We start from the raw sequence: 12,752 nt of genomic DNA, 5'->3' as shown, positions 1-12,752 counted from the left end.
AGTATTGTTTTTAATTGATTATAACCAAGAAAGATTAGAGCCTACAGCTTCTAATTTTCCATTAATTGTATTGCTTCTTGTAAAAGTGAATAATGCATTTGTGTCACCTGTATCTTGTAGTTCTGTAGATAATTCTGGTAATTCTTGTGAAAGAGTATTTACGAACCCATCAACAGTTTCATTTCTGTTTGCCGCTTTTCTAAGAATTCTTAAATAATCGGCTTTTTTGATGTTTAATGAAGCCTCGTCTGTGCTATTAAATAGTTCGTCATCCTCATCTTCAGCTTGACGAATCGCATTATTAAATCTGAAATTTTCAGTTGCAATTATTTCGTCATTAAATTTCATATACGATTTACTAATTATGCTAGATTCACTTTCCATTGATATAAAAATAGGATCTAATAATTGTAAATAGTCTTGCGCATTAACGGGATTACTTTGGGATATAATTCCCAAAATGGCAGTGATAAGTATTGTTTTTAAAGTTTTCATAAGTACTATATTTATGCTGAACAGCTGTAAAGCTGATTGCTGTTATTTTATAGTACAAAGATGCGAATGAAAAGAGGGTAGAATAATAGTGATATTTCCCAACTACATGTCAAAAGTTCCCTTTGCAACTGTTTTTGTGTTTTTGTGTGCCATTAGTTGACTTTTAAACACTGCTGGAGATACTCCTGTTTGCTTTTTAAATAATCTACTTAAGTGTGAAGGGTCATCAAAGCCTAAATCAAATGCAATTTCTTTAGCACTCAAGTTAGAATATGTTAGCATTCGTTTAGCTTCAAGTACAATGCGGTCATGAATAATTTGCAATGGGCTTTTCTTATATTTCGAAAAATTGTTTGCAAGTGTTTTTGGAGATTTATATAATTTGTCTGCATAGAAAGCGACGTTTCGTGCTTCTCTAAAATGAGTTTCTACCATAAAGTTAAAATCTCTTAATAGGTCAATACTTCCTTCTTGTGGTAGTGATACTTTTACTTCATTCTTGAGAATTCGCGTAGTTTTAATGATGAAGCGGGCTAATAACATTCGTAGCATTTCGGCTTGAATAGTATCAGTTGTATTTATTTCTTCAATAAATGTTTCATGAAGCAAAGCATAACGATGTTGTTCTTTAGAATTTAACGGAATAATAGGAGTTGTATCATTACCAAAAAACAACAATCCTAAGCAACTAACTTCTTTATCGTGATCTTTAACGCAATAGAACTCTCTATTAAATTGATAAACAATACCATCTTCCCCCTCAATATTAGTAATGCTGTGCATAGGTGTAAATGCAGCTATGCTGTGCGGTGGAATTGTAACAGGCTCTAAATCTACATTTAAATGTATGGCAGTATCCTTAGCCCAAACAAACGAATAAAGCTCGGGTAATTTAGTTTCAGCATCTTCAAATATTGAAAGATCACCTATTTGAAGTGCGGCATTTGTTGTAAATTCTTTAAAAACTTGAACCATGATATGGTAGTCTGTTTTTTAAATAAAAAATTACAAGATGAAGTGTTAACCATTAAAATATATTTTTTGAGCTGCTTTATAAGTATTGGAATGCGCTTCAATAATTATGTCAATTTTAGGAGAATACCCACCGCCCATACTAACCTGAACAGGAATGCTATGTTTTTTACACGTTTCAAAAACAAATAGATCTCTTTCCATACAGCCTTCTATGCTGCAACCAAGTCTACCTAGTTTGTCTCCTTCTAAAATATCGACACCACTTAAATAAAAAATGAAATCTGGTTGCACTTTAGTAAGCAATTTAGGCAATGTACTTTTTAGAATTTCGAGATATTCTACATCTGATGTTTTATCATCTAACCCAATATCTAAGTCACTTCGTTCTTTTTTGAAGGGATAGTTTTTTGCTCCATGCATAGAGAAAGTAAACACGCGTTCTTCATTTTCAAAAATAGAAGCTGTCCCATTTCCTTGATGGACATCAAGATCTACAATTAATATTTTAGTAGCCTGCTTTGTATCTAAAAGATGCATTGCAGCTACAGCTTGATCATTTAATAAACAAAACGCTTCACCGTGACTAGAATAAGCGTGGTGCGTTCCCCCAGCAATATTCATTGCAATGCCATTTTGCAATGCAAACTCACAACCTTTTATTGTACCGTCAATAATATAATGTGCTCGTTCTACTAATTCATTCCGAAGTGGAAATCCCATTTTCCGAATTTCTTTTCTATCTAATGAAACTTCAAGTAAGCTATTGTAATAGATTTCATCGTGAATCCTTAATATAGTTTTAGCCGAAACTTTAGAGGGTTCAAAAAAGTTAGTTTTAGTACATATTCCGTCTTTCAAAAGTTTTTGAGGAAGCAAATCGTATTTAGCCATTGGGAACCTGTGTCCCTCAGGTAATTGATATTTGTATATAGGATGATAAGCTATTTTAAGCATCCTATTTCTCTAGTTTTAATTGAATTCGTTTTCTAGCAATATCAACTTCAAGCACCTTTACCGTAATTTGTTGTTGTAATTGTACGTACTCATTAACATCTTTCACAAAGGTATCAGACAAGTTAGAAACGTGAATTAAACCACTCTCTTTTACGCCAATATCTACAAAGCATCCAAAGGCAGTTATATTATTTACAATACCTGGTAATAGCATTCCAGATTTTAAATCTTCAATAGTTTTAATACTCTGGTTAAAGCTAAACACCTTTGCTTTTTCACGAATATCAAGCCCAGGTTTTTGAAGTTCAGCAATAATATCGACTAAAGTAGGCATCCCAACTTCGCTAGTGCAATAGTTATTAAGCGGTACATTTTTTAAGGCTTTAATATTTCCGAGTAACTCCGAAATTTTAATTCCTTGATCTTTTGCCATTTGTTTAACAAGCGCATATCGCTCCGGATGAACAGAAGAATTGTCTAAAGGATTTTTTCCATTTCTAATCTTTAAAAAGCCAGCACCTTGCTCAAAAGCTTTTGCTCCCAATCGTGGTACTTTTTTAATATCGTTTCTAGAAGTAAAGGCGCCATTTTCGTCACGATAGGTTACAATGTTTTCAGCAAGTTTTGGCCCAATACCCGATACATAACTTAACAATGGCACACTAGCGGTGTTGATATTTACTCCCACAGCATTTACACAATTTTCAACGACACGATCAAGCGAATTTTTTAATTGTGATTGATCCACATCGTGTTGATATTGACCAACGCCAATAGATTTTGCGTCAATTTTCACTAATTCGGCAAGTGGATCTGCAAGACGGCGACCTATGGAAACAGCTCCTCTAACAGTTACATCGTGATTAGGAAATTCCTCTCTAGCAATTTTACTTGCAGAATAAATTGAAGCACCGGCTTCGCTTACAATAAAAATAGCAATGTCGTTTTTAAAAGGTATTTTTTTAATAAAAGCTTCAGTTTCCCTAGAGGCAGTTCCATTTCCTATGGCAATCGCTTCAATATTGTGTTTTTCGGTGAGGGCACTTATTTTGTTTATAGCTCCTGTTAAGTCACTTTTAGGAGGGTGTGGGAATATCGTATCATTATGCAATAAAGCGCCTTGTTTGTCAAGACAAACCACCTTGCAACCTGTTCTAAAACCTGGGTCAATAGCAAGAATTCGCTTTTCACCCAGAGGTGATCCTAATAATAATTGTTTTAAGTTTTTAGCAAAAATTGTAATGGCAGTTTCATCAGCTTTCTTCTTTGCTGCAACAAGTGTTTCGTTTGATAAAGCTGGGAATAGCAGTCGTTTATAAGCATCGGAAATCGCTAATTCAATTTGCTCTGCACAATCACCTTTAGAGCGTATGAGTTTAGAAGCTATTCGTTCTAAAGTGCGCTCATTGTCAATTTCAATTTTAATTCTAATAAATCCTTCATTTTCGGCTCTTAAAATTGCTAGTAATCTATGCGACGGGCAGCGATGTAATGACTCATCCCAAGAAAAGTAGTCTCTAAATTTTTGAGCTTTTTCATCGTCCTTTTTGGCTTTGACTACTTTAGTGCTAATCACTGCAAAACGGTCTAGCTGTTTTCTAATGAGTGTTCTAATATCAGTGCGCTCATTTACCCACTCTGCAATAATATGTCTTGCACCTTCTAGAGCACTTTCCTGGGTTGGCACTTCTTTATTAGTATATCTGTGCGCTACGCTTTCAATGTCACGTTCATTTTGCGACATGATAATTTTAGCCAATGGTTCTAAACCATTTTTACGAGCAGTTTCGGCTTTGGTTTTTCGTTTCTTTTTAAAAGGTAAATAAAGATCTTCAAGGTCTGTTAAGTTTGTGGTACGTTCAATTTTAGCCGAAATATCACTTGTTAATTCCCCTTGTTCTTTTATAGCTTTTATGATGCTTTTTTTACGCTTTTCAAGTGTTTCAAATTGTTCTTTTAATGCGACAATTTGTTCTATTTGAACTTCATCAAGGTTTCCTGTTCGTTCTTTTCTATAACGTGCTATAAATGGAATAGTACAGTCTTCTGCCAACAAAGCTAGTGTGTTTTTTACACTTGTTTCTGGAAGATTTGCTTGTTTTAGTATGAAGTTGAGCATAGCAGAAAAAAGAAGTCCTCTCAAGTATATTAAACCAGAGAGGACTTCATATTATTTTTAATTAATTGATAGTCTCGCCATTAGCAACGCCTTCGACATCAGGGTTTACAAAAACCAATTTTCCATCAGGAGTTTCAGTCATTAAAATCATTCCTTCACTGTTAACACCTCTCAATGCACGAGGTGCAAGGTTGACTAAAACGGTTACTTGTTTTCCTATAATTTCTTCAGGAGTAAAACTCTCAGCGATACCAGATACAATAGTTCTAACATCAATACCTGTATCCACTTTTAAAACTAAAAGCTTTTTTGCTTTTGGCATTTTCTCCGCTTCAATGATAGTTCCAACACGCATATCTAGTTTTGTGAAATCGTCAAAAGTACTTGTCTCTTTTTGAGGTGTTACTACTTTATTTGCAATCTCGTTTGCTACTTTACTTGCTGCTAGTTTGTCCAATTGTGCTTGTATTTGAGTGTCTTCAATTTTACTAAAAAGAAGTTCGCTTTTGTTAGTTGTGTGCCCTTCAGAAATTAATACATTTTTAGTTGAAACATCATGCCATTTTATACTACTCTCAACATGAAGTATGTTTTTAAGTTTAGTTGATGTAAAAGGTAAAAATGGTTCGCTTAAAACAGCAAGTGCCGTTGCAATTTGTAAGGCAACAAACATTACAGTTTTTGTTCGTTCTTCATCTGTTTTAATACTTTTCCAAGGCTCTTCGTCTGCTAGGTATTTATTCCCCAATCTAGCGACATTCATTAACTCTTGTTGTGCTTCTCTAAAACGGTAACGTTCTAAGCTGCTTTCAATAACTGCAGGATAAGCTTTTAATTCGGTTAAAGTTTGTTGATCAATTTCCGAAAATGCTGCTGGTGATGGTACTACGCCATCATAATATTTATGTGTTAGCACAGTAACTCGGTTTATAAAGTTTCCGAAGATTGCTACTAACTCATTATTGTTTCGGGCTTGAAAATCTGCCCAAGTAAAATCGTTATCTTTTGTTTCGGGAGCATTAGCTGTTAAAGCGTAACGTAAAACATCTTGCTGATTTGGAAAATCTTCAAGGTATTCGTGTAACCAAACAGCCCAGTTTTTAGAAGTTGATATTTTGCTTCCTTCAAGGTTTAAAAACTCATTTGCAGGAACGTTGTCAGGCATAATATACGTGCCGTCTGCCTTCAACATACTTGGGAAAATAATACAGTGAAATACAATATTATCTTTCCCTATAAAATGCAGTAATTTAGTATCGTCAGACTTCCAGTAAGGTTCCCAATCTTTCCCTTCTCTTTCTGCCCATTCCTTTGTTGCTGATATGTACCCAATAGGGGCATCGAACCAAACATACAGTACTTTCCCTTCTGCGCCTTCCACAGGAACAGGAATACCCCAATCTAAATCGCGAGTTACAGCACGAGGACGAAGACCGTCATCAATCCAAGATTTACATTGACCGTACACATTGTTTTTCCAATCCTTTGCGTGACCTTTTAAAATCCATTCTTTTAAAAATGGTTCGTATTGATCTAGTGGTAGAAACCAGTGTTTTGTTTCTTTTAGAGTAGGGATAGCACCTGTAATGGCACTTTTTGGGTTTATTAAATCGGTTGCATTGTGGCTTGTTCCGCAGTTTTCACATTGATCGCCGTAGCTTTCTTCATTTCCACATTTCGGACAAGTACCAATTACAAAACGGTCTGCTAAAAACTGATCTGCTTCAGCATCATATAATTGCTCTGTTACTTCTTCAATAAACTTACCGTCATTGTATAATTTTTTAAAAAAATCACTAGCGGTATCATGGTGTATTTTAGCTGAAGTACGAGAATAGTTATCAAACGTAATCCCGAAATCTTCAAACGATTTTTTAATAATCGCGTGATATTTATCTACAACTTGTTGCGGAGTAACACCTTCTTTTTTTGCTTTTATGGTAATTGGCACTCCGTGCTCATCACTACCACAAACAAATGCTACATCTTTTCCTTGCAGGCGTTGAAAACGTGCATAAATATCTGCAGGAACATATACACCGGCTAAATGTCCAATATGGACAGGTCCGTTTGTGTAAGGTAATGCTGCGGTAATGGTATATCTTTTTGGATCTTGAGTCATGGTGATGTGTGCTTGAATAAAGCTGCAAAAATAACGATTTTATCTTCGGAAATGTAATAGAATAAAGACCGCTATCGCTGAAAAATTTAAACATCATTCAATGGACTCTTTGAATAAATAAAGAGGGATAAAAATTTAATAAAAAGAAACATTTCAATCATTAAAATTTCCGAAGAAATTACCAATGCTATTTAATTAATATTGACTTGCTATAAAACTGTCCTCCTGTGTGTATGCGATAAATGTATTGTCCATAGGCTAAGTTTTGGTTAGCTTTTAATTTTACATCAACCACGTGGGTTCCTGGATAAAATATCTCGTTGCTTAATGTGGCAATTTCTTTTCCTAAAATATTGTACAATTTAATGTCAACACGGGCACTGTTAGTCATTGTTATTTCAATGAAAGTGCTATTGTTGCGATATGTGGGTATATGAAAAAGGGTAGATATGTTATTGAAATCCTGTGTTCCTAGCGCTTCGCAGTTGAAACCTAAGTCTAGATTATCATATGTTTCATTTAGTAAAATGGTGTTTACAACGGAAGGGTCCAAGCAAAACCAATCTGTCAAAACTGTTGAGTACACATCTCTAAAGTCTGTTGATGGAACAAGGTTGTCATTATTATCCCAAGCGCTACTATTGATATTAGGATGGTCGCCTACAAAACCGCTTCCATTTAAACCAGCGCCAAAAAGCATGGTAGGTGAAGCTGCTCCGTGATCTGTTCCATTAGATCCATTTTCGTAGGGTCTTCTCCCAAATTCGGAAATAGTCATCGAGAGTACTTTATCATCGTAACCAGCAGTTGCTAAATCTGTATAGAAATTTTTAATTGATAGGGCAAGATCAGCGAGTAAGGTTTCGTGATTTTCAACTTGGTTTGCGTGTGTATCAAATGTTTCTAATGATACCATATATACTTTAGTACCTAGTCCTCCTTTAATCATTCTAGCGATAATCGCTAATTGGTCGGAAAGAGGTTGAGTTGTATAAGGTGCATTATTGGTAGATGCCATATAAGCATCATTAATTACACCAGCATAAGTAAATGTTGTATTAGCTGTAGCTCTCATAAAAAGCAGTTTATCTCCATAGACACAATCTGGAATGTTTATGACATCGTGCAAAGACCCATTTTCAGCTACGTTGGCTAATTGATTAGGATTTGCAACTGAAAAAGCGTAGTTGTTATCCGTTCCTTCAAAAATTAAATTTCCAATACTTCCTATTTGTATTGCTGGAGGCACAGCGGGTGGATTTATTAAATAATCTGGATATAAATCTTCAAAATAACGACCCCACCATCCTGTAGGTTCAAAACTATCAGCTTGTGTTGAAGCCCATATTTCCGAAGATCTAAAATGTGATAGATTTTGTTCTGGATAACCTACACCATGGATTATTTTCATACTACCTTCTCCCCAAACGGATTCTAAAGGATTCATGTAATTAGGAATTCCAAAATCGTCATTGAGCATTAACAAGTCACTTTGTTGGTGTTTAATAGTAGGGCGAAGGTTTGCATAAGTATCATAATTATAGACAGGTACAATAGTATTCAAACCATCGTTTCCACCTTTAAGTCTAATAATAACAAGAATATTATCATTTTCGGCTTGAGACAATGCTACTGATAAAGGGGAAGGTGCCGTTGCGCTAACATTACTCCCTCCAAGGACCATACTTCCGGCTCCTGCTAAACCTAATGCTTGTATAAACGAGCGCCTATTCCAAGTAGCGTGCTCTTGATCGTGTGCTGTTTTATTAGTAGAGTCAGTTTTTTTATTTGATGAGTGTTCAGTACACATAAGGCAATTTATTTAAGTTGGAATTCAGGCATACGCATCATATGGATGAGTAACAAATAGACTTGGTAAGGAGCAGAGTCCCAATTCAAATTCCAGAGTCCATCATCATAGTAGTTTTGTGGTACTTCCCATTTTAAAACAGATGTTGCAATATCATAATCTGTCGTTGTAAAAAGTTCTTTCGCATTGAAAAAATCTACAATTGCCGTAGTGATTACAAATGGATCGTTACTATCACTAGAAAGATCTCTTGCGATGTCAATAAATGAAGCTTCTAAACCTTGATCATATAAATAGTTGTGTAGAAATTCCATCATTTGCCAGCGACCTGTTAGTGTAGAGGAGTTGATCCAAGTTTCGTCACGTTGCCATCCACTTACATCTGGTGGATCATACAGTTCTTGACCAATTAATCCTGCATAATAATTTATGGCTCCCATCATGGTATCATCATAAAAAAAGTTACTTTCATTGAGATAGGTAAAAACCACATCAAAAGGACTTTTAATGATTACGCCAATTGCTCTATCGTCAAAAAAATGTTCGCTTTTAAAGAGCTGTTTAAACATTGGAGCCATCTCAAAGTTATTGTCAATTAACGTTTGAGCAAGTACATTTATAACATCTTCTTGGATTAAAGTGTCTACTTCATTACTTACAAAATAGCGGTATAGCTTGCCACAAATATGTTGTGCAATTTCAGTTTCTTTTTGTTCAAATAAATGATCAATTAATCCATCATAAGTGAAGCTATCTGTAATGCCAAAAACTGTTTTAGGACCATCGTCAAAGGTGCTAGCATCAAAAGTGATTTCAGCACCGGGTGATGTCCAATGGTTATAACCTGTTAATGCTCGTGATGTTTCAGTAATATCTTGTTGAGTATAACCATTATTTTCTCCTAATGTGAATAGTTCAAATAGCTCGCGAGCATAATTTTCGTTAGGATTTCCACTAGTATTTTCAAAACCATTTAAGTATAATAGCATAGTAGAATTGATTCCCACAGCACGAACAAACTCTTTATAATTTCCTAATGCAAATTGTTGCATTAAATTGTAATATTTGTATTGATAAGGCGCGTAAAAATAGACTTCAAGTTCTGTTACAAAATGATTCATCCAGAACATTGTGAGCCTCGACCTTAAACCTTGATTTATGGTATCATTAGATGTTTGTAAAAGCCATTCTTGAATATAAGTTTGATTCTCTGTGTCAAAATCTGTAAAATCATTAACGGTATATTCAGCCCAAAAGGGTGGAGGAGTTACAGGTAAAGCCGCTGCATTATTCACTAAATTTTCAATAAAATCTAGTGGTGTTTCTGTAAGTACAGCGTCAATATCTGTTTGATTTGCTCCATAAGCTAGCCTTCTATATACGTGTTTTATTCGCTGTGTAGACCAAGGTGTTTCACTACTAGGGATATAAGGAGCGAGTGTTGCGGTATTACAAGGAGGACTAGTAATGGTTGCCATAATAAAGATGTGTTTTATTCAATGATTGCCTAAAAGTTAGCTATTTTTAGCTACGAAAAGCTATTGAAATAGAACTCAAATTATTCATAATTAGTACTTTAAAAATACAAAATTCTTGATTAAACCACCATTTTTAGAAAAAGGAGCGCTCGTAGCCATTGTAGCAACAGCAAGAAAAATCACTAAAGAAGAATTAATGCCAGCAATCAATTTGCTTGAAAGTTGGGGTTTAAAACATATTTTAGGTGATAGTATTGGTGTTGAAGAGCATCAATTTGCAGGTAGCGATGCGTTGCGAGCTAAAGATTTTCAGCAGCAATTAGACAACTCAAATGTAAATGCTATTTGGTGTGCTAGAGGTGGTTACGGGACTGTTAGAATGATTGATTTAGTAGATTTCTCAAATTTTAAAAATAATCCAAAATGGATTATTGGTTATAGTGATGTTACCGTTTTGCACACACACATTAACGCTTTAGGGTTTGCCACAATACATGGGCAAATGTGTTTGGAAATTGAAAAACGCACTGAGGAATCTAGAGCTACTTTAAAGGAACTTCTCTTCGGAAATTTTAAAGAAATAACAATTGCTAGTACTTCTAAACACAATCGCGAAGGGAAAGTAAATGGCAAGTTAATAGGGGGTAATTTATCTGTGCTTATGTCTATTTTGGGGAGCATTTCCGAAGTAGAATTAAAAGGTGCTATTCTATTTATTGAAGACCTTGATGAAATGTTATATCACATTGATCGAATGCTTCAAACATTGAAAAGAGCGGGTTATTTAAAAAATATTTCTGGATTAATTGTAGGGGGAATGAGTAGTATGCGAGATAATGCAATTCCTTTTGGTGAAACTGCAATTGAGATAATAGCTACTTCTGTAGCGGAATATGAGTATCCAGTTTGCTTTAATTTTCCTGCAGGGCACATCGAGGATAATCGTGCATTAGTTATGGGTGCTGAAATTGATTTTGAAGTGCATAACACTAGCGCAACCATCAAATACAAACAATAAATAATTGTGTACTATGGCAGACCATAATGAACTAGGAAAAGAAGGTGAAGAGATTGCTTGTGCGCATTTAATTAGCGAAGGGTATAAAATACTAGAGCGAAATTTCCGATTTCAAAAAGCTGAGATAGACATTATAGCTTCTTATAAAAAGGAAATAATAATTGTTGAGGTTAAAACAAGAAACAGTGACTTTTTTGGAAATCCTCAAGAATTTATTACTCCTAAAAAAATCAAATTACTTGTAAAAGCGGCTAATGAATATGTGGTATCAAATAGCATTTCATTTGAAGCTCGCTTTGATGTTATTGCAGTATTAAAGAACAAAAAAGAACAAAAAGTAACTCATTTCAAGAATGCATTTTATCACTTTTAATAAATACAAAAAGGGCTTGTAAATTATCTTACAAGCCCTTTTTGTATTGTTTTTAAAATGTTATTACTCAATAGCATCAATTATTATAAATAACTCTTCAAGTGTTTCTGGTTTTACTTTTATCTTTTTCTCTCCATCTAAAAAGAAATATGTAGGAGTTCCGCTAACGTCGTAAAGATTACCAATTTGGTTTTCCCATCTGCCTAATCCTAAAACATTAATAAACTCTGGAAATAACTTCGCTTTAGGTGCCCATTCTTGTTCAAAATCTTCAAGACCAACAGCGATAACTTTTAGTTTTCCTTCATCTAAAGTTTTTATCTTATTGTGTAAAATTGGGATTTCCTTTAAACAATGTGAACATAAACTACTCCAGAAAACGACAATGTAATTTTCATAACCTTCTAGTTGATGAAGCGTGTTGATAGTCTCCACGTCACCATCATATTCTGGCCATCCAAAGTTTGGTGCTTTTGCTCCTATTGAAAGGCTCATATATAATTTCAATCTGTTCGAAAGTTCTGTTTTATTGTTTGCGTCAGCAAGAGGAATTAAATGTTTTCCCGCTAAATAATTAGCTTCTGCTACTTCTTCTTGGGCTACAAGAAAGTTGTAAACGTTTTCAAGAAGGTTCATTTGGTAGCCTGCGCTTGCTGTTTTTACGCTTTTAGCAATGTCGTCAATGTTTTCTTCTCTAGACACCGTTAAATTCTCTTGATTTACAAAATTGAAAATGTATTTTAATGATTGTTCTAAAGGTATAGCTGAGTTTTGAATCATTGTATTTGAAAAATCTAAATTTTTCAAATATGCTTTTTTAGCATTTGAATTATAAGTGCTTTTATTTTCAAATTGTTCAGTAACATAAGGTTGTGTGTTGTTTATAAAAAGTTCAGCGAAAGTTCCTTTTGAAGTCTCTTGTACATCTTCAAACCACTTTTTCTTACGTTTTAGAACCTTTTTCATATCTTTCGAATTAACTTCAGTTCCTGTCATTAAACCAGCAATTTCGTTCTCAAAAGTGTTAAGCTGCTTTCGATACTCTGACCATAGTTTATTTTCGTCAGAGTTTACATATGTAATAACTTTATCGCTTGAAAAATTGAATTCGATATTTTCTTTTCCATTATATAAAAAGTCGAAAAAGTGTTGGTCTTGAGGAAGGTTGTACACTAAACGGTACATTCCTGGAGTGACTTCAGCACTTAAAGGAAGTTCAAGTATCCCTTCTGCATTCATGTTAGAATCTGTTACGTAGAAAACATTGTCTGGAGCAATACGGTATAGAATTGCAAATTGATATCCGTTTTCAACGGCAAAATTTCCTTTTAATGTGTGTTGTCCAAAAAGTGTGATTGGAAGTAATAATAGAAAAAGTAATTTTTTCATCATTTAGTGTTTTTTTAAA

At 34.4% G+C, this 12,752-nt stretch carries 10 protein-coding genes; 2 read left to right on the top strand and 8 right to left on the bottom strand.

The genetic code is table 11. The features are described 5' to 3' along the window. Positions 1–18: 18 nt before the first annotated feature. The 7 genes from GBH57_RS02930 to GBH57_RS02900 all read right to left on the bottom strand — a co-directional run bounded on the left by GBH57_RS02930 (position 19) and on the right by GBH57_RS02900 (position 9,953). The gene (locus tag GBH57_RS02930) at positions 19–495 is read right to left on the bottom strand and encodes a hypothetical protein (RefSeq protein WP_151672552.1); all 477 of its coding nucleotides are present in this window, start codon (positions 493–495) and stop codon (positions 19–21) included. A 102-nt stretch (positions 496–597) separates the two neighbouring features. After that, positions 598–1,470: a helix-turn-helix domain-containing protein gene (locus GBH57_RS02925; RefSeq protein WP_151672551.1), complete on the bottom strand. Its 873-nt coding sequence runs from the start codon at positions 1,468–1,470 to the stop codon at positions 598–600. A 45-nt stretch (positions 1,471–1,515) separates the two neighbouring features. Next, positions 1,516–2,424 carry a histone deacetylase family protein gene (locus GBH57_RS02920; protein ID WP_151672550.1) on the bottom strand — a complete coding sequence of 303 codons (909 nt, stop codon included), beginning with the start codon at positions 2,422–2,424 and terminating at the stop codon, positions 1,516–1,518. 1 nt (position 2,425) lies between these two features. Next, positions 2,426–4,543 (bottom strand): Tex family protein, encoded by a 2,118-nt coding sequence (locus GBH57_RS02915; protein ID WP_151672549.1) that lies wholly within the window; start codon positions 4,541–4,543, stop codon positions 2,426–2,428. Between the two features lie 61 nt (positions 4,544–4,604). After that, positions 4,605–6,665, bottom strand: a complete 2,061-nt coding sequence (metG, locus tag GBH57_RS02910) for a methionine--tRNA ligase (RefSeq protein WP_151672548.1) — start codon at positions 6,663–6,665, stop codon at positions 4,605–4,607. Between the two features lie 187 nt (positions 6,666–6,852). Next, positions 6,853–8,475, bottom strand: a complete 1,623-nt coding sequence (locus GBH57_RS02905; protein ID WP_151672547.1) for a DUF1501 domain-containing protein — start codon at positions 8,473–8,475, stop codon at positions 6,853–6,855. Between the two features lie 8 nt (positions 8,476–8,483). Continuing rightward, entirely contained in the window at positions 8,484–9,953 is a 1,470-nt protein-coding gene (locus GBH57_RS02900; protein WP_151672546.1) for a DUF1800 domain-containing protein, read from the bottom strand. A gap of 115 nt (positions 9,954–10,068) precedes the next feature. Here GBH57_RS02900 and GBH57_RS02895 point away from each other — a divergent pair, with 115 nt between their 5' ends. Next, entirely contained in the window at positions 10,069–10,971 is a 903-nt protein-coding gene (locus tag GBH57_RS02895; RefSeq protein WP_151672545.1) for a S66 peptidase family protein, read from the top strand. A gap of 13 nt (positions 10,972–10,984) precedes the next feature. Beyond that, positions 10,985–11,344: a YraN family protein gene (locus tag GBH57_RS02890; protein ID WP_151672544.1), complete on the top strand. Its 360-nt coding sequence runs from the start codon at positions 10,985–10,987 to the stop codon at positions 11,342–11,344. A 63-nt stretch (positions 11,345–11,407) separates the two neighbouring features. Here the strand turns inward: GBH57_RS02890 and GBH57_RS02885 are convergent, their stop codons facing one another. Further along, on the bottom strand, positions 11,408–12,733 hold the full coding sequence (locus tag GBH57_RS02885; protein ID WP_161596055.1) for a TlpA family protein disulfide reductase: 1,326 nt from the start codon (positions 12,731–12,733) through the stop codon (positions 11,408–11,410). Between the last annotated feature and the right edge of the window lie 19 nt (positions 12,734–12,752).

This window comes from Patiriisocius marinus, from assembly GCF_008974325.1.
GTDB classification, from domain to species: domain Bacteria; phylum Bacteroidota; class Bacteroidia; order Flavobacteriales; family Flavobacteriaceae; genus Patiriisocius; species Patiriisocius marinus.
The sequence above is the reverse complement of the archived record's forward strand: the minus strand, read 5'-3'. Positions and strand labels throughout refer to the sequence as shown.